Origin of the sequence: Candidatus Kuenenia sp. (assembly GCF_027493735.1) — a bacterium.
GTDB classification, from domain to species: Bacteria; Planctomycetota; Brocadiia; order Brocadiales; family Brocadiaceae; genus Kuenenia; species Kuenenia stuttgartiensis_A.
The window spans coordinates 14,448-37,969 of the sequence record NZ_JAOSKF010000022.1; the positions used below are offsets into that span (position 1 = coordinate 14,448).

A 23,522-nucleotide genomic window follows, 5' to 3' on the forward strand; every position below is an offset into this window, starting at 1 on the left:
CCAGATGTGACCCCATTCTACCATGAGAGTAAAATACCACAAGCAGGATGCTTGTGGTACAATGTACAATTAGTTAACAAAAAATCGGGAATGCCCCTCCCCATTCTTAAGAAATGTTGCGTACCCAATAGGGAAAGGAAAAGCCTGATGTACCGACTTTGATCATGTGGAAAACTTTTATTTATTTCAAAGTAACTGATGCTACCGTAATGCGATTCTTCCCATGTTCATCCTGAATGTGTACGTTTATTATTTGTTTTTTGATATCCGGGTATAATTCAAGTTTTCTTTTTATCAATAAACGAAGGTCTTCTTCCACTGCTTTCAACATATCTTTTCCATTGGCAGGATTGAGCCTTTTCCATTCCTTCAGATATTTCTCTATTGCCTCTTCTCGTTTCTGTTCATTTAAGCAGGCTATGTTCCATGCGGTAGCAGCGCTATTTAAGAGTTGTTGCTTATGCTCAATATCTTCACCCAGCGAGAGGTATTCCCTTGCAAAATGCTCTACCATTTCAGAAATCTTTTCTTTTTTTCCTTCCTTCAATTTTTCCCCCTCTGTTTATGACTAACCGTTATCTGTTCCCCTTGGTTTTCCCTTGTTCTCTATAAGCCTTCAAGCCTTCAAAAATTGTAACAATTTAGCTTTTTGAAAATATGTTGCAGTTTAGTTTTGGGTGGCACGGACAAACGGAGTTTGTCCGTGCCACCCATATTGAGCTAAAATATGTGTATCAATTTTCAAAAAACTAAAGTGTTACCAAAAATTCATCCTGTCAGCATACTCATTTACCATCCCTGCATTAAATACTTCTTCTTTTCATAGGTATCAAGCACTAAAGCACAATCTTCCCAATGAATGGGCTTAATGGTTGTTCTTAGCCATTCAGCGCTTGCAACATTCAAAAAATGGTTTTACAGATTTGACGCTGAAGAATGTGGCAGACAAATTGAGGAAGACATCCTTGCCTGGAAACTGGACAAATTAGCCGAAAAATCTATTGGAGATCAACATGGGGCAGGAGTAAAGAAACAAAATGTTTTTAATTGTATATATGGAAATAATAAATACTATTATCTTGCCGTAAACAAAATGAATTGCTGATTATTATTCTTTTGGATTCAAATAGTTACGAATATTGTGGCTGTTATCAAACGTCTCTTATTTAGTATTTTTTAATATCCGTGATAATCCCTGTTTAATGGTCGGGGCGACTGGATTTGAACCAGCGACCTCGACGTCCCGAACGTCGCGCTCTAGCCAAGCTGAGCCACGCCCCGCACCATTTATATATAACATTGCGATTATTGGAATTTTTTCAAAAAACTACTCCAGACATGAGTTTGTAAGAAGTTTTATTTTACCTCAAGCACTATTTTTTTTACAGCAATATTTCCTGCAAGATCGAAGACATTGATGACAACGGTATAGTTGCCCCGAAGTAGAGGTTCTGTTGTAATTCGAAAGGATTCCCGCAGGGAATCAAAAATCCCGTCAACGGGATTGGCGGGCAGCCATTCCTGCCCATCGACAGCATATTGAACCTTTACTATCTCACTGTATTCGTCCTGCGCAGAGCCGGTGATAATACCCCTTCCCTCCGGGGTAACATCAACCGTTATTGGCCCGGCGATTATAGGTTTTGAATTATCAATTATCAAGGGCTGCTGCAATGTTGCTTCAGAACTAAGTGCTGTTTCCGGCGGATTATCCGGATAATCGCCGGCTTCTAATTTGATTTGATACCTTCCGTCCGGCAGGCGCAGGGTATCCCATGTATACGAACCCTTGTTTTGATTACTTTTAGTAAGTATTTTCCATGTATACTCGTCCATGCCTTTGTAGGAAACCGTAATCTGCAATGTGTCGTTATTTGGATCCTCTATTTCCCAAAGAATCTTTTTCTGTGCAATTTCATGGTGTGGTTTTTGGGAGGATGGCAATTGAGACGTTGCTTCTGCTAAAGAACCATTTTTTGCTTGTGAAGGTTTTTGCGGCGAAGGAATATCCTTTTCTATCTCAAACATAATAATATTTGGCGGCTGGTTTTTCGGCAGATAGGACAAAGAGACCCTCTTTAAAGAAGGGGAGATTGCTGCATTTTCCGTTTGCAATGTTGCCCTGTACTGAATAAAACGGGCAGGGGAATTTGTAATTTTTGCCCAAGGCGAGGTTCCGGACAATGACCAGTCACTCCAGGTTGCATCAGGTTTTTCAGAATTTCCCGTTCTGGTGGCCATGGTAATTTTAGTCGATGGCGGTTCTGCGCATGACCATGAAATATTTCCCCATGACGACAGGGATGATGTATCCAATACATTCGAGAGGAATGTGCCGGATTTCTCATATGCCGGCAATATCTTATACACCCTTCCCTCATTTCCAGAACCGACGTATAATTCGTTACGGTCAGTAATCCGGCAACAAAGCAACTGTCCAACTTCTGCTGCCGCAATACGGATAAACGAGGCATCACTAAAAATTTTATATATAGCGGATTCATTTCCAGTAACTACAAAAAGATTTCCTTCTGCATCAAACACCATATCGAAAATGAATGCCTGTTCTATCTCGAAAATTTTTTCCGCAAACCCTTCTTCAGTGATCTTGTAAATATAATTTGGTTTAAACGGGCTTCCTATCGTTTTGTGTTGCAGTCCAGATCTCTGCGAAGGATGTGTTTTCTGTTGAATATATGCCGTTTTAGTAACGGTTAGTTCATCCGGAATATTAAGGTCCCAGGCTTTTCCCTCTTTGAATGGAGATGCAATTACCGTTGTTTCTCCGACGGTTTTTGCCATGGGTGATTTAGGCATTGCCATCTGTGTGCCCGACGCAGTACCCGCATATATATTGCCGGAATAATCAATGGCAAGACAATGTATTTCCTCCTCTTCCGCATCGTAAAGTACATGAGCGTTCCCGTTGTTGTCTATTTTATATATAAGGCCATTTGGTTCTGTCGCTACATATATGTTATTGTTTTTATCAAGTACGACGTCTAAAAGATTTGTTTCCGGAGAATCGAAAAGAATATCCGGGCATCCTTCTGGTGAGATTTTAAACAACAGGCCTTCATCTCCTGTTGCCACAATGAGATTGAAATTGCTGTCTATTTCCATATCCCATATATAGGAAACAGGCAGGCTGCAAAATACCGAACATTCCCCTTCTTTGCTGATTTTATAGATTATGCCCCTTGGCGCAGTACCGGCGTATATATTACCGTCTTTGCCGGCAATAATACTTTGCACATATAATTCCGGCGACCTGAAGATCTCTGCCGCTCCGGCATTGTCTTTTATGTAGTAAACCGTTGCCGGGTCTCCGGCGCCAATGAATATGCGGCTTTGTTCATCCTGGGCGATTGACCATACGTAGGTATTATCTATGCCCTGAATGGTTTCTGTTTGAGGGGAAAGGGATAGCTCCCCTTTGCTGTGGATAGAAATGTTCTGATAGTAGCCTTTTTTAAAATCATACTCTGTGGATTGTGACCATGTATGGGTGGTCGTAGCGTTTGCAAAGGGGATCGATAGAGAGGAAAAAAGGAATATGGCTATGACTTGATTGCATGATGATAGAATCGTATTCATAATGTTATTTAACCAATACGTGTATGCTTTGTTTACCGTTAAGAACATATTTAGTCGGAACCTTAGTAATTATTTCCCCCATAAGAGGTCCGATGCCGCTTTGACCTACATTATTCATAATAGAAAAAATGGATTGAGGAAGCGATGGAAGACCTTCTCCTTTATAGGTTAACCCATTTTTAGAGAGAAGGACGCGTACAATGAGATTGTTGTTTCTTTCCATATCGCAGACGTCGTCCAAAAGCTGTTCAAAATTAACAGGCAAATGCCTACCTGCAGCCCTTCCCATATCCAATGATTTGCTGAATTTCGCATCGCATGCCGTAATCTCAAGAAGGTCACCGGGGAGGACGTCTTCCGGGATTTTGATCTGAATTGTCTTGTAAATATCGTTTCCGGTGTAAGGCTTTAGCAATACGTCCAAAGATAATTCATCTCCCGGTCGTACATAGTTATTTCTTGCCTGAATTGCTTCGATAGACGCAGTTTGCCGCAAATTCAGGATGTTAATCTTCAGATCAATCTCCTGAACGGTAATTTCCTGAAACTGATTGTTGATAACCATTGCAAAGCATTGTGCAATTTCGTCGATAGAGAACCATGTCTGGTTAAATTCATAATAGCTGTTTTTTAATATCAGTGGTTTCTCATATCCGTCAATCTTTGCGAAAAGCTGTATGTCAACGCACCGTTCACCCAATTTTTTTTCGGTGGCGGCAACAGCGCCCTGAGCCGCCATTAAAACAAGCACCGGTGTGAGCAGTTTGTTGTCCACAATTTCGAAGCTATATTCAATGTTTTGCGTGCCGTCAACTGCTATGCGACAGGGAATCATGCGGGAAAATGTGCCAATAGTACCGGCAACTCCCGATCTCCTGTCCTGATTAATCTGTCCGATTATTTCAACCGGCGACGCCATTTTTACTGAATTGGAGTGACTGCTGAGGATTGCAAATACATGCGCCGTTGCCATCGGAATGTTCGTGGTTCCCGCATGCAAAAAGGGGTGTCCGAAGGCAAGTACCTGATCGCCATCAACATACGTAACCGTACCCACTACAGCGGCATTCAGGTCTCCTTTGATCAGCACTGCGGCTACCGATGCGCCTGGAACCAGCCTGGTTGGGTATGTCGCCGATGTTGCTGCATAGCTTCCGCCTTGCAGGGGGTACAAATTGTACGCGCTAAAAAAAGGGTTCATTTCTTCCAATGCCCTGCCTGAAAACCCTGATACTATTAAAGGAGAAATTATTGGCGCAATTTTTATCCCATGTCCCGGATGGTTTATCGCTTCATCCTGAATTTTTGGCAATGATGTTTGCGGTATTATTTCACCGGTATTTGCGGGCGGTAATGGAAGCTCCCATTCGGGCGAGGGGAATAATTTACTGCCATTTTCTTCAGGGAGATCGAACAATGTACTTTTCATCTCATTTATTGGCGACACACCGGCAATCGCTTCTTTTGAAAAACTCCACCCATAGGCGACGGCGCCAATCAAACGATTATCTATGTAAACAGGGCTTCCGCTCATACCTGCAATGATGCCGGTTTCTTCAAGAGGACCACCTGTCATTTTGATCAGAATAAGATCTGCCTTTGTTTCCCAATTTTTTAAGACGCCTAAAACCTCGACGCTGAAATTTTCAATACTATCACCGGAAAATACCGTCTTACCAAACCCTTTCATCCCGGGCTTGATCTCGTCGATACCCATGAAACTTTCCTGTGCAAGGAGGGATTGAGGATTGGATAACGAAGCAAAAAAGGCAGATGCCGCAAAAAAAACGAATAAAAAATACCTGTTCAACGATAGAGATTTCATGCGGAAACTCTACCAAATTTAACAATTTATTGTCAAGCTATAAAAGAAGTTGAAATACCCCGATTAAGCATTTAAACTATACTCTCACATTATAATCTATTCAAAGCACAGCAAAACCGCAATCATAAGTTAGGTTGGATTTTAAAAGATATAAACCCAACGGCATTCATTTTTACCCGCCCCTCTAACCCCTCCCAGGAGGAGAATAGACAAGTCCCTCTTGGGAGAGGTTAGTGGTGGGTTTGTTCATTGCTTGATTAGAAATATTGAAATTCATAAACGTAGATTTATATTATGCCTTGTAACACCGCCAAAATAACACAGATACTTGACGTCCGAAATCAAGACCTTTACTGGACATCTATTGAAATAGCTGCTAAAGCTTTGAGGAACGGCGGGATAGTGGCTTTCCCAACGGAGACCGTATATGGCCTGGGCGTTCATAAGGATAATCCAGAAGCTATCGAACGGCTTTATGAGGCAAAGAAGAGGCCTGCAGAAAAGAGGCTGACCCTGATGATTGCCGATATCGGGGAAGTGGAACTATACGCGGGCGCTGTTTCTGATGTGGCAAAAAGGTTGATGGAGTCTTTTTGGCCGGGTCCCTTAGCGATTATTTTTCCGCTGAAGGATGGCTCAGACATTTGCGTAAGATTGCCCGATAATGCCATCGCAAGAGACTTAATCCGCACCGCAAATATTCCGGTAGCAACTACCAGCGCAAACACTTCAGGGCATCCGCCGTCAACGGATGCATCACAAGTAACGGCATATTTTAAGGATGAAATCGACTTCATACTGGATGGCGGACCAACACCATCACACGAGCCTTCAACGGTTGTCAAAATAAAAGATGGAGTATGTGAGGTCGTTCGGCATGGCATTATTCCCGAAACAACTATTCGAAATTGTCTTAAAAAATATTGAGAATCGGGATAATTTTTTTGTACATTTTTTTATGGAAGATTGTGAAACGACAATGAAGATTGCAATAGCATCAGATCACAGAGGGTATGATTTTAAAGAACGTATTAAGGTAACATTGAAGGAATTAGGCCATTCCGTAACGGATTTTGGCACTTCATCAAAATCGGAGTCCGTGGATTACCCCGATTTTGGAATGAAGGCGGCGCTTTCGGTGGGACACGGGGAATGCGACAGGGGTATTTTAATCTGCGGCACCGGAATAGGTATGTCGCTTGTAGCAAACAAGGTAAGGGGCGTCAGGGCGACTTTATGCCACAATCTTTATACGGTAGAAATGAGCAGACGGCATAATGATGCCAATGTACTGTGCATCGGTGCGGATATTATCGACGAAGAACTTTTGGAACAAAAAGTAAAACTATGGTTAGAAACGCCTTTTGAAGGGGGAAGACACGCCCGCCGTTTGGAGAAAATAGTGGAACTGGAAAATGGAGGCGGAATTTAATTCCCCATATGGACTACCTCCACGCCATTTGGGATTGTAAAGGTGAATATTTTTGAGTCAAGCTGGCTGTTTACAATGATATCAGAAAGCGTGATGCCCATTGCGGTATTGTATGTGGGCCAACGGACGTCAATTCTTTGCGGCAGCCGGCAACTATCGAAATCAGAATAATCGGTAAATACTGCCTGCAGCCGGACAGAACCGTCCGGATTAAATGTTTCACATCGAAATGTATCCGTGTTACTCCTGTTAATCAACAATTTCCCTTTAAGATTTATTTTGCCTTCATTCGTATCTATCGCGTAAATGATCCAATAATAAGGCCAGATTTCCAATACCGTACTCTCGCCGCCCAGAATATTTTTAAGATTAAATAACCCTGCCATATCATTCGGTGAAATGCCCATTCCTGATGAATTCACTTTATGCAAGGCGTTGCTGGAACCTGTGTAAACCTTTTTTTCCGAGGGGACATAAATCCAAAAGGTATTGCCGTCGGTAGACATATCAAATAGGGTAGTCGCCAGTTTTGAGCCAATGACACGCAGATGATTTGGCGTTTCATACACTATCAGGCCGGTGCATGTAACAGGCCCTTTTGATTCAGGCGCGGTTAAGGTTATTTTTGCCTTTGCCCGAAGCGTAGTAAGTTTAGAGTTGTTGTCAATTAACACCTCTTTTATTTGTTGTACCGAAAGGTTTTGCGCTTCCCCCCCCGTGCTATTCAGTATGGCAGAAGTATCTTCCCAAATCGATCTTTGCATAATCGCTGATTTGCTGCCTGCGCAACCGGACAGTAGGATGACAAAAAGAAATACACTTTTAATTATAGATAACTTCATTGCAGATTTTAGTACCTTATCAGTAATTTCTTTGCACACTTCCATTCGTCAGTGCGTGCTTATTGGTAAAATATTTACTTGTTCCTTCTGCAGCCGACAGTCTGCAAATTGCCGATTGAGGACTGAGGACTGCAGACTGTTTTCCTGCTGCTATAAAAGCCATTCTCCCGTAAAAACTTCAGCAGCAGCGCCTGTCATATAAACATTTTCATCTTCCACCCATTCCAGTTCCAGATCCCCGCCTGGCAAGTGTGCCAAAAGTTTACGTTCTGTCAGGTTGTTAAGAACGCCGGCAACGCAAACAGCAGAAGCGCCTGTTCCGCACGCCAGGGTTATGCCCGATCCACGCTCCCAGGTGACCATTGTAACCTCTCCCGGATGGTGAACCTTTACAAAATGGACATTTGTCCTTTCGGGAAAGACGCGATGGTGTTCAATTGCCTTTCCATCTTTTTCTATATGGAGTTGCTTTAAATCATCAACGAAGATTACGCAATGAGGATTTCCCATGGAAACGCAGGTAACCCGAAATGAAGTATTTTCATTAAGCACGAGCATTTCGTCTACTACTTGCGTTTCAGCGCCAACCATTGGTATTTCCGGTCTCATCAGCTTCGGCCTTCCCATATTTACCCTTGCGCTACAGACACTTTCATTTTTCGTATACAGTTCAATGGTTTTAATGCCTGCCAACGTTTCTACTGTAAGCGGGTTCTTTCTGACAAGTGCATGATCGTAAACGTACTTTGCAACACAACGGATTCCATTTCCGCACATTTGCGCTTCACTGCCATCCGCATTAAAGATACGCATTTTACAATCTGCTATCTCTGACGGCAATATAAGTATTAACCCATCGGACCCCACTCCAAAGTGCCGGTCGCTTATTTTTTTTGACAGCCCGACGGGGTCCTCAACTACTTCATGAAAACAATTAACATAAACATAATCGTTGCCTATTCCATGCATTTTTGTGAATTTCATGATAACCCTTAAACAATTTTATTTTAAAGAGAATAAACGTTCGTACAATACAAACATTTTTTGTAATAGTTCCGTCCCCTTTCCATAAGGGACTTGAAGGGGATTGGGATTTTCTATTATACCGTAGCAATCAGAAGTCGGCAGTCGGCAAAATTGCAGATCGCCGACTGAGTATAGGTATTCATATTATATAGTATTACCCTTTAAAAACTTCTTTTTTTTGTAAGTTTTCCTTCTTACTACTATCCCTCAACCTTTTGTTTTTTATGCTCGTTTTTCAAAATGCATAACAGTAAGGCATTGATTAGACGAGGCTTACGTAAAGTTTAGGAGTTCAGGAGTTAACTCTTTAACTCTACAACTCTCTTTGTGGTTAAAGGACAGACGTACGGCTGTGCGTCTATACATCAATATATTTATATTGACATCTCCTGCTTACCTGCTTACGATTCACCCAATTACCCAACTATTGATTTTTAAAATGTCTTTATCTAACAATGCAAGCAAAATAATTCATTTCAGAAGCCCAATAGATCATGGTGAGAAAAAAAACTGAAGCTGCAAAAAAGAAGCCAGCGCAGGCAGGAAAAAAAGAGGCACTCGCCAAGAAATCAAAGGTACAAACCATAAAAGCCGCCACACATACCGGAGCAAAAACGGCTCTGCCAAAAACAAAAACGATAGCACCGGCAAGTGATGAAAAGGTTATAAAAAATCAAACAATGACATTCCCCATTGTCGGAATCGGCGCTTCTGCCGGCGGACTTGAAGCGCTCGAAGGTTTCTTTTCCAACATGCCTGACAATAGCAACCTTGCCGTAGTGATTATCCAGCACCTGGCGCCTAAATACAAAAGCATTATGGCAACACTGTTAAACAAATATACCACAATGAAGATACTGGAAATCGACGATGGAATGCGGGCGTTACCAAACTGCGTTTATCTTAATACCCCGGGGATGGACGTTGCTATTATGAACCGGACCTTTCAATTGATACAACCTCTTGAACCACATGCCTCCAGGCTGCCTATTGATTTCTTTTTTCGTTCCCTCGCAGATGATCTGGGAGAAAAGGCAATCTGCATCGTGCTTTCAGGAACGGGCACCGACGGGGCACCCTGGGGCTTAAAGCAGTCAAGGGCGCAGGGGGAATGACCATGGCGCAGGACGAAACCGAGGCAAAATATGACAGCATGCCCAGAAGCGCGATAAACACCGGTGCGGTTGATCTTGTCCTGCCAGTGGAAAGAATGCCGGGAGAACTGTTAAAATATATCAAACACCCCTATATTGATAGCGCCAGGTCAACGGGCGCCACGGAACAAAAATATCAAAACAATGTAACAAAAATCCTCCTGCAGATTCGTAACCATACAGGACAGGATTTCTCCCAATATAAACAAAATACGATTCGGAGAAGGATTGAAAGGCGCATGGCCGTTCATCAGATCGATAAAATTGCAGATTATCTCAATTATATACGAGAAAATACGGCTGAAATAGAAATTCTTTACAAAGACCTGCTCATAGGGGTCACCAATTTCTTCAGAGACAAGGACGCCTTTGATCTCCTGAAAAATACGGTAATCTCCGAGATCATACAGAGAAAACAGACAAACAGTGCTTTACGCGTCTGGGTGGCTGGCTGCGCCACAGGCGAAGAGGCATATTCCATTGCCATACTCATCGCGGAAATTATGGAAAAGAAACAGCGGCAGTGTAACGTACAGATATTTGCAACCGATATAGACTCGACGGCCATCGAATTCGCGCGCGCGGGTATCTACCCTGACAGTATTGCCGCGGACGTCTCCAAAGAACGGCTGAAACAGTTCTTTATAAAAGAAGACAACTCCTACAAGCTAAAAAAACGGATACGCGAAATGCTGGTTTTTGCCGCTCAAAGTCTGATAAAGGATCCTCCTTTTTCCAGGCTAGACCTTGTATCATGCAGAAACGTGCTGATTTATATGGACGCCTCGCTGCAAAAAAAGATACTGTCGGTTTTTCACTATACCCTGAATAAGGATGGGTACCTTTTCCTCGGGTCATCTGAAACCATTGGTAATTTTACCGATCTTTTTTCAACTGAAAATGCGAAATGGAAAATCTATAAACGTAAAAGCGGCGTTATCGAAAAGGGCGTGGATCTTCCTGCCTTGCCAACGAAGGGAGTCTTTCAATCAGACCGGAAAGAAGAAAAAAAGGATTACGGAGAAATCAATATTATTCAACTTGCGGAAAGAGAGATTCTTAACAAATATGCCCCGTCGTTTGCACTGATCAATGAAAAACATGAGATTCTTTATGTTAACGGCAATATACACAAATACTTGCTAACGCCACCCGGTGTCCCCACCTTCAATATATTAAAAATGGCGCACGAAGACCTGCGTTATAAACTGAGCGCCATTCTCCATAAAATTTCCAGAAGGAAAGAAACTATCATGGAAAAAGAGGTGAAGATACGAGACAATGAACATTTCCTGACGATTGACCTGACCGTCAAGCCACTTAAAACCGGAATAGCAACTGAAGGGCTGACGATGATCATCTTTGATGAAAAATTACCGGCTGAAAAAGCGCGGAAAAAAGGAAAGGCCTCCTTAAAAATCAGCAAAGAAGACCCACAGATTACAAAACTCGAATTAGAATTGAAATCGACAAAGGAATATTTACAGGCAACCATCGAGGAACTGGAAACTTCGAATGAGGAGATGAAATCTACCAATGAAGAATTGCAGTCCACAAACGAGGAACTGCAGAGTACCAACGAGGAATTGGAGACGTCTAAAGAGGAACAACAATCCACGAATGAAGAACTGGAGACGGTGAACGCGGAACTGCAGAATAAGTTAAATGAATTATCACGTTCCAATAACGACCTCAACAACCTCCTTGCAAGCACTGAGATAGCAACCATATTTCTTGACACGAAACTGAATATTGTCCGTTTTACCCCGATGCTGACAAAACTCTTTAATATGCTGCTGTCGGATATTGGCCGTTCGATAGGCGACATCACCGCAAAATTCAATACGGACACCCTCAGGGATGACTCGGCAGAAGTGCTTAGAACGCTGGTCAAAAAAGAATGCCAGATACAGACAAAGGAGCAGGCGTTTTATAACATGCGTATCTTGCCCTATCGCACAGTAGATAATGTAATAGATGGCGTAGTTATCACATTTATTGACGTTACAAAAATTAAAAATACAGAAGATGCTTTACGCCTGATAGAGAGTAGGTTCGACATGTTGAATCAGTCTTCGCTATTCGGCATTGTGCTCTTTAATCCGGAAAGCGGCGTTATCGTGGATTATAATAAAAAATTTGAGGAACAAACCGGCAGAAGCCTTAAGGAGCAGCATACGTACAAAATATGGGATTGTTTTTCACCGGAAAAGACAAAGAACCCGGCAGAATTCTTTCAAGGGTTGTCAAAGAAAAATGAAACGGTTTCTATGGAAATGAATATTCGAAGACCTGATGGAGTTATTGTTCCCGTGTGCTTAATGAGTACTGTTATAAAAACCTCGAAAAATATATATGTTCAATGCGTTGTAAAAGACCTGACTGACCCGTTGCGAACGTAGCACATATAGCCAAACAAATAGTAAGTAACACTTTAGTTTTTTGAAAAATGTACTACCTATAAGCTCCGTAGGAGCAGCCTGTTTGTAGCAAAATAGGATATTATAACCGATCGTAGAGACAGGTTTGAAACCTGTCTCTGCAATTAGGAGCGACCTGTCTCTTGTAAATCCATATAAACAGGTCTACCTGAATACGAACAGGTCGCTCCTACGGAGCTATTTACCTTATTGAATTTTATTGCGCTACAAACAGACCGCCCCTAACAGGGCTACATGGTATTTTTTCTATCCCGGGAATTTTTCAAAAGACTAAAGTGTTACTATAGTAACACTTTAGTCTTTTGATACTGTAAATTATCATTTGTAGTGCGACGAACCTCGTCGCACTACATGAATTTAGTTGGCTTAGATATTCAAATGAGGAACGAACAGCAACGGGAGCATTCCCGCTTTATTGCAAAAAGCAATTATTAGGGGGGGTAATAGTAACATAGAGACAGGATTTCAAACTTGTCTCTACCGTTGAAAATGAAGGTATTAACCCTGTCAGGGTTAATACTCTGCCGGTTTATAACCATTTTATTTTTTGTCGTACCAACATTTCATAAAGGATGGCAAAAATGGGAAAAAAGCCTCCCGAAAATAAAACAGACGCCGAACTCCGCAGAAAAGCATTAGAAAAGCTCAACCCCTATACAATACCAGTCGAGAACCTTTCGGAAGCGGAAGTCCGTAAACTTGCCCATGAATTACAGATTCATCAGATCGAGCTTGAAATGCAGGCGGAAGAACTTCGCAAATCCCAAACCCTGCTTGAAGAATCCAGGCAAAAGTATTTAAACCTTTACGACCTTGCCCCTGTAGGATATTTTACCCTTGATGAAAAAGGCTTCATCCATGAGGTAAACTTTGCAGGTGCTTTTATGTTGGGGGCGGAGCGGCATTCGCTGATAAACAAACCCCTGTCTAAATACATCGTAAGAGAGGATGCCGATCTCTTTTACCTGCATCGTAAAAGGGTGTCTGAAACGGGAAACAAAGAAACCTGTGAACTGAGGATGCTTAAAGGAGATCAACCGTTTCATGCGCAGCTTGAAAGCCGTGCTATTCCGGATTCCAAAAATAACATTAACCAGTATCTTATCATCATAACCGACATTTCAGCACGTATAGAGGCACAGATAAAACTGAAGGAAATAAATGAGACGCTTGAGTATCAAATAAAAGTACGTACAAAAGAACTCCTGCAGTCAAAGAAATTAGAATCAATGGGCATTATGACAACAGGCATCGCGCACGGGTTTAACAATATCCTTGCCATCATAGACGGAAAGATACAGATGTTGATGCGGGAAAATAAAGGCAGAGAGAAGTTACTGGAAGAGTTGCGTTTGATACGCAGCTCTGTCAAGGATGGCGCTGAAATTGTACGCCGTATGAATAAATTTACCAAAGTAAAGGAAGATCGTGACTGGTTTGTAGCAATTGACTTATGTGAAGAGATAAAAAGCACGATTGATTCTACACATCCGGGATGGAAGGAGTGTGCAGAGAGAGAAGGAATCGCCTATACCATAAATTTGGATGGTGTTAAACACGTTTCATGCATAATGGGCAATCCTTTGGAATTGCGGGAAGTATTGATTATTATCATCAAGAATGCCTTTGACGCCATGCCGGGGGGAGGGACGCTTTCATTTTCTACAAGGGAAGAAAACGGAAGCGTCGTTTTGGAGATTTCAGATACGGGCATTGGCATGGACGAAGAAACGCTGACAAAAATCTTTGACCCCTTTTTTACCACTAAGGAACGTGGCACTGGATTGGGAATGAGTATTGTTTATGGGACTGTCAAACGGCATGGTGGCAAAATAGCGGCGCAAAGTCAAAAGGAAAGAGGCAGTACCCTTATCCTAAGCTTTCCCGCAGCGAAGGAGTCGCCGGGTATTACAAAGAGTGATCATGAACCTGGCAAAGTGACGCCAGAGAAAAGGGGACTGAGAAACGGCATCCTTATCGTAGATGATGAAGCAACTATTGGAAAAGTATTGAGCAGCTTCCTTACGGGAGAAGGCTATAACGTTGTTTTTATCAATAATGGCGCCGGGGCGTTGGATCTTCTAAAAAAGGATGAATTTGATCTCGTGCTGTGCGACCTGGGCATGCCTGATATATCAGGGTGGGATATTATGAATGTAATAGCTGATATGGCTAAGAAACCAAAGATCGGCATAATAACAGGATTCCTGAACGCTTCGGATGACTTTCCGGGCAATAAGATAAAAGCGGATTTTGTTATCAACAAGCCATTCGAATTAGATAATCTGCTACACTCAATTAATGATTCATTAAGAGATTGATATTGCAATCCCTGCATAAATGATATCGTCGGGTAAGAAACGCGCCCTGAATATACGTTTAGAAATTTCAAGGTTTGTATCATAACATGCCAGACAATGCCCGAAAGCCGACTTTCCTCTCGTTCACAAGTGCCGGCTTCGAATCAAACCCTGACAGGGTTTTGAACCCTGTCAGGGTTGTGCTTGCTCGAATAGGAAAAAAGAATGGATGCGCCAATGCTATGGATTTTGGTTTGGCAACGAATATGGCAAACCATAAAATGCCGACATTAATAGAGCAAAGAGAAAAATAAATTTTAGACCAAAAATAAATGATAAAATAGCACATGGAATTCGAATGGGACCCCGGCAAATCAGATGCTAACTTCAAAAAGCATGGCATAACTTTTCATGTGGCAGCAACAGTATTTGGTGATCCATTGGCAATTACTTTTAGCGATCCCGACAATTCAATATGAGAGCACAGATTCTTAACTTTTGGCTATTCCAGAGAGAGTCAATTGCTGGTTGTCGTTCATACGGAACGGCATGGAAAAATAAGAATAATAAGCGTAAGGAGTGCAACAAGACACGAAAGGAAAATATATGAAGAGGGTTAAACCTGAAGAAATGCGTAAGGAGTACAAACGGAAAGATTTGGGCAAAGGAATAAGGGGTAAATATTTCGATGAATACAAAAAAGGGACCAATCTTATTCTTCTAAGCCCTGATGTGGCAGAAGTATTCCCCGATGACGCTTCGGTCAATGAAGCCCTGCGTAGTTTGATGAAAATAGCACGTCAATCGACAGGTCTTACAAAACGCTCCACCTGACCGCTATTCCGCTGCGTTCCTACACTGCGATTATTGGAATTTTTCAAAAAACTAAAGTGTTACTATGTTTTGGATTTGTTTTGAATTTTATGCTTTGTTAATTCGGATTTGTTTCGGATTTCGTATTTTTTATTTCTTGATCTCAGACGTTTGTACAACGGAAAATCCACAATGGGGGGAAATACCAGTGCGAGTTTTTTTAACAGGCGTGGGTTGTGTAGGCAAGACGACGACCGGCAGGGCGTTGGCAGATCTTCTGTGTGTAAAGTTTTTTGATGTAGATGATGAAATCGAGACCTTCTTTGAGATAAGTATCGAGCGACTACAGGCAAGATTCCTTACTGTCCACTCCTTTCGAAATGAGGCTGCAAAGGCACTGATTCATCTGCTGAATCGTCCGGACAGCCGCAACAGCGTAATCGCCCTGCCACCGAGTGGACTGATGGGAGGGTATCTGCGGGCTGTTAAGAAGTCCGATGGCTTATCATTGTACTACACGACACGCCGGAGAATATCCTGGAGAGAATCAGGTTCTACGACATAGACTCGAAACCGATGGAGAAACACGTAACCACTGAAGAGAAACGCCTGTACCAGAAAGAGATCAAAAAGTACATCACATTTTTCCGCAAGAGTTACGAACGTGCTCATTTGCAGATTGATATATCGGGTCTTAGTGTTAAGCAAGCAGCCGCCAGGATAAAAGAGGCCTTGGAAATGTTCGACAATAAGGTACGGTGAAAAGCCATTGTTGGATTTCGCTGACCAATCCAACGTAACTGCCCCTACTGGATGAAAGGCGTTAGTACCTTATCGGTAATTTTTTCGCATTTTTTGGCAAAATATTTAACAGTCCCTTCTGCCGTCGGCAATCGGCAATCGGCAAATTGCTGATTGAGGACTATTTTCGCGCTTGTTTGGTTCTGGCTATACCAACTTAGGCGTTAAGAAACATTGGATAATAATTATGATTAATCTTCTACAACTAAAACCTAAAATTGAAAGCATTTGTCGGGTATTGCCCATAAAACGACTGGATCTTTTCGGCTCTGTTTTGACTCAAAACTTTGCACCAGGCAGCGACGTAGACGTTTTGGTGCTTTTTGATTCGGATGAAAACATTGATCTTTTTGATAAATACTTTGAATTAAAAGAACAACTGGAAAAAATATTTAAACGGAAAGTAGATCTTGTTGTAGACAAACCATTTAGAAATCCTATTTTCAGGAAATCAGTTGACAAGACAAGGATTGCCATATATGAACGATGAAATACTTAAAAATCTCATCGACGTCCTCCATGCAGCAGAAGAGATACAGAGATTTACCCATGAAATGGATTTCAAGGCATATAAAAACAGTCCCGTTACACAAAGAGCGGTTGAGAGAGATTTTGAGATTATTGGGGAAGCCCTTAATAGAATCCGGAAAATTGATGCGGAGTTTATCGAAAGAATTTCTGAACATTACCGTATTATTGGTTTCAGAAACATATTAATACATGGTTATGACATAGTAGATGAAATGATTGTTTGGAAGGCTGTTAAGAACCATTTACCAATTTTGATCAAAGAAGTACGTGAAATAGTAAATGCCTAAGCTGACAACGCCAGAACCAAACAAGCACGAAAACAGTCCTCAGTCCTCAGTCCTCAATCGGCAATTTGCAATTTGCCGACAGTAGACTGTCGACGGGAGCATTCCCGATTTTTTGTAAAAATGTCATTAGCAGGGGGGGGAAGAATAGTAACTCAAGCTTCCAGCTTGAGGGTAAAATACCACAAGCAGGATGCTTGTGTTACAATGTACAATTAGTTAACCAAAAATCGGGAATGCTCCTGTTCAAACTATATCCCCCGGCGGGGGTGCAGGGGGTGGACCGGATTTCTCCCTCGATTCAACTACCCCTTTATTATGAAAACAAATTTAACCCTCTTTCCCACGCTCCGCAGACAATTCCACCCCCTTAATCCCCCGCCAGCGGGGGACAGGCTTGCCACATCCCTTGCAGCTTTCATGCACTTGTGGTGTTGATCCGGGTGCATTCCCGGTTTTTTGTGACTTCTGCCATGTTTTTAATGAAACGTACAGTAGTATTAACCCCTGGCAGCGTTGTTTTGCCCCAATCACACAAACGGTTACAAAAAATCTGGAATGCTCCTCTGCCGACTGCAGAAGAGAGCATTAAATATTTTGCCAAAAAATGCGAAAAAATTACTGATAAGGCACTAACATTCCCCTCCGCCCGACCCGTGCCAACAATGTCACCTGGCTTTTCAGTATCCCTCTTATCATGTTTCTTATGAAAAAAGACCTCTTGAAGTATAATTTAATATTTGACAAAATCGGCATATACCTACTATAATTTCTTCTTTGTTTTATATTAAGTCACGTATTTACTGAAACTTACAAAATTGACACGTACCTTCATTGTCCCCGGTTTTTCAAATATCCTGCATTCCTAAAAATTTCGTGAACTTTTTCTGTAACGTTGAGACCATATCATTGTTCATTTTTATTTTCTTAGATTCACTATATTTATGATTAAAAGACGCAATACGCGAACGGTCAATGTTGGCGGAGTATTGATGGGGGGGAACAGCCCGATTTCCGTGCAAACAATGACGAAGACCCACACGGAGGATATTGACGCGACAGTTAAACAGATTAAAGCGCTGGAAGCTGCCGGTTGCAATATCGTACGTGTTGCCGTTCCCACAATTGTTACCGCAAAATGTCTTGGCGCTATTAAACGGCAGATAAACATACCCCTTGTTGCAGATATACACTTTGGACATCATCTTGCCCTTGAAGCCATTTCACAGGGAGTTGACAAGATACGGATCAACCCCGGCAATATGAAAGACCGGAAAAAACTGGAAGAAATAATAAAAGCTGCAAAGGACAAGGGTATCCCTATCCGTATAGGCGTTAATTCCGGTTCAATACGGGACGTAGGGATACATGATGAGCTGACGGCTTTAATGGTCAGAACCGTTTTGCAGTATTGCGAACACTTTGAATCGCTTGGTTTCAGGGATATTGTATTGTCATTAAAGGCGTCTGACGTGCCTTCAACCCTGGAAGCATACCGTTCAATTGCAACACAATGCGATTATCCATTACATCTGGGCGTTACCGCGGCAGGCCCTCCAAGTCTGGCAACCATTAAATCCGCAATCGGTATCGGCGGGTTACTTTCAGAAGGCATTGGCGATACGTTACGGGTTTCCTATACCGGCGCATCGGAACTTGAAGTAGAGGCAGGCTTTGACATCCTCGAAGCGCTCGGGCTTTACAAGCGGCGGCGTGCGGATCTTATTTCCTGTCCAACGTGCGGCAGGTGCGAAATCGACCTTGTTAAAATTGTTGAACAGGTAAGACACCGTCTGCCAAACGACAAAAAACATCTTCAGATAGCCATTATGGGGTGTATAGTAAATGGGCCTGGAGAGGCAAGGGAGGTCGATATCGGTATTGCCGGAGGCAAGGGATTTGGGTTTCTTTTCAAAAAGGGAGAAAAGGTAAGGAAAATACCGGAAGATCGGATGGTGGATGAGCTTTTGGAAGAAATTTCCCTTATGAAATCATAATGAAAAACGTTGCTATCCTTGGCTCTACAGGTTCTATCGGAAAAAATGCATTACACGTTGTGCGTAACTTAAAAGACTCCTTCAGGGTAACCGGGCTTTCCAGTCATTCGCAGTGGGAATTCCTTGCCCGGCAGGCGGAAGAATTTAATCCATCGCACATAGCGCTGAGCGACCTCCAATTAGCCGGAAAACTGAAACAACACCTTTCGGGCAAGCAGATAGAAGTAATCAGCGGAAATAATTGCCTCAAAGAGATTGTTTTAAAGAGCGAGGCGGATATTGTGGTTTCAGCGGTAGTTGGCGCAATCGGATTATCCGCCGCTATAGCAACTGTACAAGCGGGGAAAATCCTTGCCCTTGCCAACAAAGAAGCCCTTGTTATGGCAGGGAATATTGTCATTCCGTTGGCAAAAAAGAATCAGATACTGCCGGTGGATAGTGAACACAGCGCAATATTTCAAGCCCTCCAGTCCGGCAGGCAGAACGAAATCAGGCGTATTATCATTACCGCTTCGGGAGGCCCTTTTTATGATTTTCCCGCCGATACACTTGCAGATGTAACACCTGCTCAGGCGCTTAAACATCCGACATGGCGCATGGGGCAGAAAATCACCATCGATTCTGCGACGTTAATGAACAAGGCCCTTGAAATTATTGAGGCAAAGTGGCTGTTTAATCTGGAGGCTGACCAAATTGATGTGGTAGTACATCCGCAATCGATCATTCATTCTATGGTGGAATTTTGTGATGGCTCAGTCATTGCCCAAATGGGCATGCCGGATATGAAGGTCCCGATTCAATACGCCTTAACGTTCCCTGAAAGGGCGTGTCTTAATGCTGAACCGCTGGACTTGCCGCGCATAGAAAATCTTACCTTTAAAAAGCCGGATAGGGAAAAATTTCCCGCTTTAAAGCTCGGCTATCTTGCGGTCAGAGAGGGCGGCACTATTGGCGCTACGCTAAACGCCGCAAACGAAGTCGCCGTGCAGGCCTTTCTTGAAAAGAAAATTCGTTTCACCGAAATAGCCTCCTTTGTGGAAAAGGTTATAAATCATCACCATTTTATTAAAGACCCTTGCCTGGAAGAGATTCTGGCGGCAGATGCATGGGCAAGACAGGAGATTAAAAAATGCCTTACTTAAATGTTTCAACAAACGTAATTCTCGTTATTGCAGGCATCGGACTGCTTATTTTTATCCATGAGCTGGGCCATTTTCTCATGGCAAAAAAAATTGGCGCCCGTGTCCTGGCCTTTTCACTGGGATTTGGCCCTGCCATATTGAAAAAACAATGGGGTGAAACCGAGTATCGGTTGTCCCTTTTTCCGCTTGGCGGATACGTAAAATTGGCAGGAGAAAACCCTGACGAGGAGAAAACCGGCGCTTCCTATGAATTTTCCTCCAAAAGTATAGGGCAACGTGCATCGGTATTGGTCGCCGGCGTTGCGTTAAACGCTCTTTTGGCATTCGTTGCCTTTATTGTCGCATTTCAGATAGGAGTGCCTTTTATTACTTCCGAAGTAGGAGATGTTATCCCAGGCCAGCCCGCCTGGCAGGCAGGGATACAGAAAGGCGATAAAATTACAGAAATCGGGGGCATTGATGACCCTGATTTTGAAGACATTTTTACTGTCGTCGCGTTGAGCAACACCACTACCGGCATACCCATCAAGGTGAAGAGAGGCAACGATATTTTCCATACAGAGGTAATACCGATGTATGACCAGGAGCATGGCCTTCAACGCATCGGAATAATGCCCGCGACCAGCCTGGAAATTGATAAAATATTTGCCTTTGAAAATAATGAGTCGCCTGCAAGGGACGCCGGAATACAGGTAAAAGACCTTGTCGTGGCAGTAAACGGCAAACGGATAACCTCTGAATCGGAATTTCGTGAAGTAGAATCACAGAGCGCAGGCAAAGAAATAACCCTTACTCTGTTGCGAAACGGCGAAGAAATAAAGGTAAAAGCAACTCCATCTAAAATATCACGGTGGATGCTTGGTTTGTCCGGCGCTTCTTCCATTATAGACGGCGTGAAATATAACAGTATTGCCAGTAAAGCAGGATTGATGAAGGGTGATGAAATAATTGAGGTTAATTCCAATCCCATTATTGGCTTTACCGGTTTTAAGAACACATTCATGGCGTACGAAGATAAAACATGCATCCTGACCGTAAAGAGAAACAACAAGGTTACATTAGTTTCTGTGCCGTTAGAAGATGCTGGTGCAAAAGAAGAATTTTTAAAAAGCATTACCCCCTTTTACGGACTGACAATCGATTCCGTTGTCCCGGGATTTCCTGCGGAAAAGATAGGATTGCAACCCGGCGATAAAATTATTTCCCTGAATGAAAAAGAACTGCATCACTGGAACGAACTCCTTCTGGCGGTAGTATCGGGACAGGGAAAACCCATCACCATTGGGTGGATGCGTGGGACTGAAAAATTAACCTCTGCCATAGCACCGCAAAAAAATGGTGAAACAGCGGCAGGAAGCATTGGCGTGAAATTCAGAGAAAAAACAGAATTTAAAAAATATGGGCTTATTGGGTCATGCGTAGTAGGCTTTAAAAAGGCTGTTATCAATGTACAAAGACTGTATCTTACGTTAAGAGGGTTCTTTTCCCAAAGACTTTCAACCAAAAACGTCGGTGGATTCATCCTTATTGCCCAGGCATCATACGAATCCGCAAAAGTAGGCATGGGGAAATTGGTATATTTTTTAGGGATTTTAAGCCTTCAGCTTGCGCTTTTAAATATCTTACCGGTGCCAGTGCTGGATGGCGGACATTTATTATTCTTGTTAATTGAAAAAATCAAGGGTTCTCCGGTCAGCCAGAAAACGCTATCAATTGCCCAGTATATTGGTTTCGCCATGATTATTTCACTGGTTATTTACGCCACACGCAATGATATTATGCGGCTGTTTACGTTGTAGGAAATACGTACGAAGTACGGTTTACGATTGTAACGGGAGCATTCCTGATTTTTTGTAACAGTTTAGATTTTTGGAAAAACAAAAATGCTCGTTCCCAAGCTCCGGCTTGGGAACGTAATTGCGTTGGAAGCTCTAGCTTCCATTTAGCCGGCAAGCGAAGCTTCGTGTATTATTCGATTCAAAAGAGGTTTCCAAATATCTTGGGTAACATACTGAAAAGCCTCCAAACTGACATCATGGGTTCATTCCCTTTTCCATTCGAAGCTGGAGCTTCTCAAACAAATCCGTTCCCAAGCCGGAGCTTGGGAACGAGCGGTTTTTTTCAATATATTACGCTGAATAGTTACTTACGATTTTAGCTTTGGGATTTGGGGTTTTAAATCGTAAATCGTACTTCGTACCACCAACTAAAGAATACTACAACTTTTTATCATTTCAATAAACGCCTCAATACGGGTTTTCATTGACCCATCCAATGGGCCTGGACGATCGCAATCGAGGGTAAGGATCGGCAGTCGTATATTTTTCCTAATAATCTTGTCCTGAATATGCCTATGGCAAAAACTTTGCACATAATGAATGATGCCATGGATTCTTCTTTGCCTCACCGCATCTTGAATATCCTCTAAACGCGAAAAAATATCGTATGGATAGGTATAGCGGCTGTACTGTTCCACAAGGGTATCTGACTGGTATGGCATACTGAACTGACGCTGAATTTCGTTAAATACTACCTGTACGCCAAGGGCGGAAAGAAAGTGGTACAAATCTTCACAAATGGGGGGTATTCCGACAACTCCGAGCCTTATTGCATGTTTGATTGGCTCCCGTCCGGATACCGATTTAAGAAATTTCCCTGCAAGTTCCCCAAATGTCTCAAAATCTCCCATGAAGTCGCTCGTCGATACTGTCCACAGGTGGTTTTCATCGCCTGTGACAACATTCTCCACCCATGTAAGCCGGTCAATTTCGTGTACTATGCTTCTCACCGAATCCAGACGCTTCTTTGTTTCTTCCGCTCTCCAGTAAGAAACTCCCAGGTTTGCGGCAAGCGACTCCATTTGATCACGCAGAAAGGATGTATCCGCTTTACTATGGGGATAAGCGAAAGGAATGGTTTTTATGCCCTCCGACAAAAAAACCTCCATAAGCGCCTGATTATTACTGCAATCACCCTGAATCACGCTGATAATCTTTCGGATTGAGTATTTTTTCACAGCGGAATACATGCCCTTGATCCATGCGCATGTGTTTCTGGGCAAACCAGCCAGCTCCGCATCCTCTATCATTTTATTTGGCGCAATATCGCAAATGAATATATTGTTAAGATCGATAGGCACATATCCTGCGGCAAAGACGATCTCTATGGGGATGGTGGACGTAATCCCTATGATTTTGTCCGCTGGAAATTTCCCGGGATCGGGAAGATAAGGAAGTAAATTGTCGTTAGACATAAGATGCATGTTTTATAAAATGCTGCCGTTTTAGATTTACGATGTACGAGGCACGATTTTTAAATCGTACTTCGCACATCGTAA

General features: G+C 42.6%; 20 protein-coding genes, 1 tRNA gene and 2 pseudogenes. 16 read left to right on the forward strand and 7 right to left on the reverse strand.

Translation table 11 applies throughout. From position 1 onward, the window contains the following. Nucleotides 1-181: 181 nt before the first annotated feature. Nucleotides 182-547, reverse strand: coding sequence for a hypothetical protein (locus M5U24_RS15075; RefSeq protein WP_099324607.1), 366 nt, complete (start codon nucleotides 545-547; stop codon nucleotides 182-184). Nucleotides 548-868: 321 nt separating this feature from the next. On the opposite strand from M5U24_RS15075, the gene M5U24_RS15080 reads away from it, so the two are divergent. Continuing rightward, nucleotides 869-1,105, forward strand: a complete 237-nt coding sequence (locus M5U24_RS15080) for a hypothetical protein (protein WP_164994257.1) — start codon at nucleotides 869-871, stop codon at nucleotides 1,103-1,105. Between the two features lie 98 nt (nucleotides 1,106-1,203). On the opposite strand, the gene M5U24_RS15085 is transcribed toward M5U24_RS15080, so the two are convergent. From M5U24_RS15085 to M5U24_RS15095, 3 genes are all read right to left on the reverse strand, one after another. Beyond that, nucleotides 1,204-1,281, reverse strand: a tRNA-Pro gene (locus M5U24_RS15085). A 75-nt stretch (nucleotides 1,282-1,356) separates the two neighbouring features. Continuing rightward, nucleotides 1,357-3,597, reverse strand: a complete 2,241-nt coding sequence (locus M5U24_RS15090) for a hypothetical protein (protein ID WP_298202865.1) — start codon at nucleotides 3,595-3,597, stop codon at nucleotides 1,357-1,359. 4 nt (nucleotides 3,598-3,601) lie between these two features. After that, the gene (locus tag M5U24_RS15095; RefSeq protein WP_099324611.1) at nucleotides 3,602-5,422 is read right to left on the reverse strand and encodes a SpoIVB peptidase S55 domain-containing protein; all 1,821 of its coding nucleotides are present in this window, start codon (nucleotides 5,420-5,422) and stop codon (nucleotides 3,602-3,604) included. A 294-nt stretch (nucleotides 5,423-5,716) separates the two neighbouring features. Here M5U24_RS15095 and M5U24_RS15100 point away from each other — a divergent pair, with 294 nt between their 5' ends. Both M5U24_RS15100 and rpiB read left to right on the forward strand, forming a co-directional pair. Continuing rightward, a complete protein-coding gene (locus M5U24_RS15100) occupies nucleotides 5,717-6,349 on the forward strand; it encodes an L-threonylcarbamoyladenylate synthase (protein ID WP_298202867.1) in 633 nt (210 codons plus the stop codon). A gap of 52 nt (nucleotides 6,350-6,401) precedes the next feature. After that, nucleotides 6,402-6,854, forward strand: a complete 453-nt coding sequence (rpiB, locus tag M5U24_RS15105; protein ID WP_099326998.1) for a ribose 5-phosphate isomerase B — start codon at nucleotides 6,402-6,404, stop codon at nucleotides 6,852-6,854. Here rpiB and M5U24_RS15110 read toward each other — a convergent pair. Further along, a complete protein-coding gene (locus tag M5U24_RS15110) occupies nucleotides 6,851-7,741 on the reverse strand; it encodes a DUF4292 domain-containing protein (protein WP_099324613.1) in 891 nt (296 codons plus the stop codon). The two genes, rpiB and M5U24_RS15110, sit on opposite strands and share 4 nt — an antisense overlap. Before the next feature lie 105 nt (nucleotides 7,742-7,846). Next, nucleotides 7,847-8,680 carry a diaminopimelate epimerase gene (gene dapF / locus M5U24_RS15115; RefSeq protein ID WP_298202870.1) on the reverse strand — a complete coding sequence of 278 codons (834 nt, stop codon included), beginning with the start codon at nucleotides 8,678-8,680 and terminating at the stop codon, nucleotides 7,847-7,849. Nucleotides 8,681-9,474: 794 nt separating this feature from the next. Between dapF and M5U24_RS18535 the strand changes: the two are divergent. The 13 genes and pseudogenes from M5U24_RS18535 to rseP all read left to right on the forward strand — a co-directional run. Next, nucleotides 9,475-9,887 (forward strand): annotated as a pseudogene (locus M5U24_RS18535) (chemotaxis protein CheB); the annotation flags it as partial. Nucleotides 9,888-9,932: 45 nt separating this feature from the next. Then, nucleotides 9,933-12,278: a CheR family methyltransferase gene (locus M5U24_RS18540; protein WP_338140601.1), complete on the forward strand. Its 2,346-nt coding sequence runs from the start codon at nucleotides 9,933-9,935 to the stop codon at nucleotides 12,276-12,278. Nucleotides 12,279-12,898: 620 nt separating this feature from the next. Beyond that, on the forward strand, nucleotides 12,899-14,638 hold the full coding sequence (locus M5U24_RS15130; protein WP_298202872.1) for an ATP-binding protein: 1,740 nt from the start codon (nucleotides 12,899-12,901) through the stop codon (nucleotides 14,636-14,638). An 86-nt stretch (nucleotides 14,639-14,724) separates the two neighbouring features. After that, a complete protein-coding gene (locus M5U24_RS15135; RefSeq protein ID WP_298202874.1) occupies nucleotides 14,725-14,931 on the forward strand; it encodes a hypothetical protein in 207 nt (68 codons plus the stop codon). A gap of 33 nt (nucleotides 14,932-14,964) precedes the next feature. Further along, nucleotides 14,965-15,237, forward strand: a pseudogene (locus tag M5U24_RS15140) (BrnT family toxin). Continuing rightward, nucleotides 15,224-15,451, forward strand: a complete 228-nt coding sequence (locus tag M5U24_RS15145; RefSeq protein ID WP_298202876.1) for a hypothetical protein — start codon at nucleotides 15,224-15,226, stop codon at nucleotides 15,449-15,451. Before M5U24_RS15140 ends, M5U24_RS15145 begins: the two are co-directional and overlap by 14 nt. 187 nt (nucleotides 15,452-15,638) lie before the next feature. Further along, a complete protein-coding gene (locus M5U24_RS15150) occupies nucleotides 15,639-15,995 on the forward strand; it encodes a shikimate kinase (protein ID WP_157820428.1) in 357 nt (118 codons plus the stop codon). Between the two features lie 11 nt (nucleotides 15,996-16,006). After that, nucleotides 16,007-16,192, forward strand: coding sequence for a hypothetical protein (locus M5U24_RS15155; protein ID WP_099324620.1), 186 nt, complete (start codon nucleotides 16,007-16,009; stop codon nucleotides 16,190-16,192). Nucleotides 16,193-16,418: 226 nt separating this feature from the next. After that, entirely contained in the window at nucleotides 16,419-16,721 is a 303-nt protein-coding gene (locus tag M5U24_RS15160) for a nucleotidyltransferase domain-containing protein (protein ID WP_099326999.1), read from the forward strand. Then, nucleotides 16,711-17,049, forward strand: a complete 339-nt coding sequence (locus M5U24_RS15165) for a HepT-like ribonuclease domain-containing protein (RefSeq protein WP_164994529.1) — start codon at nucleotides 16,711-16,713, stop codon at nucleotides 17,047-17,049. Before M5U24_RS15160 ends, M5U24_RS15165 begins: the two co-directional genes overlap by 11 nt. Nucleotides 17,050-17,990: 941 nt before the next feature. Then, nucleotides 17,991-19,043, forward strand: coding sequence for a flavodoxin-dependent (E)-4-hydroxy-3-methylbut-2-enyl-diphosphate synthase (ispG, locus tag M5U24_RS15170; protein WP_298202880.1), 1,053 nt, complete (start codon nucleotides 17,991-17,993; stop codon nucleotides 19,041-19,043). Further along, a complete protein-coding gene (locus M5U24_RS15175) occupies nucleotides 19,043-20,185 on the forward strand; it encodes a 1-deoxy-D-xylulose-5-phosphate reductoisomerase (RefSeq protein ID WP_099324623.1) in 1,143 nt (380 codons plus the stop codon). Before ispG ends, M5U24_RS15175 begins: the two co-directional genes overlap by 1 nt. Continuing rightward, nucleotides 20,173-21,984: an RIP metalloprotease RseP gene (gene rseP / locus M5U24_RS15180; RefSeq protein WP_298202882.1), complete on the forward strand. Its 1,812-nt coding sequence runs from the start codon at nucleotides 20,173-20,175 to the stop codon at nucleotides 21,982-21,984. Before M5U24_RS15175 ends, rseP begins: the two co-directional genes overlap by 13 nt. A 407-nt stretch (nucleotides 21,985-22,391) precedes the next feature. Here the strand turns inward: rseP and M5U24_RS15185 are convergent, their stop codons facing one another. Beyond that, nucleotides 22,392-23,438 (reverse strand): 2-hydroxyacyl-CoA dehydratase family protein, encoded by a 1,047-nt coding sequence (locus tag M5U24_RS15185; RefSeq protein ID WP_298202884.1) that lies wholly within the window; start codon nucleotides 23,436-23,438, stop codon nucleotides 22,392-22,394. Nucleotides 23,439-23,522: the final 84 nt, after the last annotated feature.